This window comes from Liquorilactobacillus sicerae (assembly GCF_029916425.1).
GTDB lineage: Bacteria > Bacillota > Bacilli > Lactobacillales > Lactobacillaceae > Liquorilactobacillus > Liquorilactobacillus sicerae.
On the sequence record NZ_JAHAVQ010000230.1, the window covers coordinates 1 to 452 of the forward strand.

General features: G+C 39.8%; 1 protein-coding gene. It reads left to right on the plus strand.

What is annotated here, in order from left to right:
- Positions 1 to 452: agmatine deiminase family protein (locus KH893_RS12165; protein ID WP_281166324.1), on the plus strand; the 452-nt coding region annotated here is incomplete at both ends.

Sequence of the window (452 nt, forward strand, 5' to 3'; positions counted from 1 at the left end):
CTTTTAATTCTTGGGGCGGTCTGGTTGATGGACTTTATTTTCCGTGGGACAAGGATGACAAAGTAGCTCAAAAGATGTCTGAAATCGAAAGGGTCGATCGCTATCGCTTGGATGACTTTGTCCTTGAAGGCGGATCAATTCATGTTGATGGAGAGGGCACTCTGATAACTACCGAAGAATGTCTCCTGTCTGCTGGCCGAAATCCACAACTTTCAAAAGAACAAATTGACGAAATTCTAAAAGAGAATCTTAATTTAAAGAAAATTATTTGGTTGAAACGGGGAATTTATCTTGATGAGACCAATGGACATGTCGATAATATTGCAAATTTTGTTAAGCCTGGTTTGGTTGCTCTTGCTTGGACCGATGACAAAAATGATCCGCAATATGAAATCTCAAAGGAAAATTTAGATATCTTGGAAAATGCGACTGATGCCCGGGGACGTAAAATC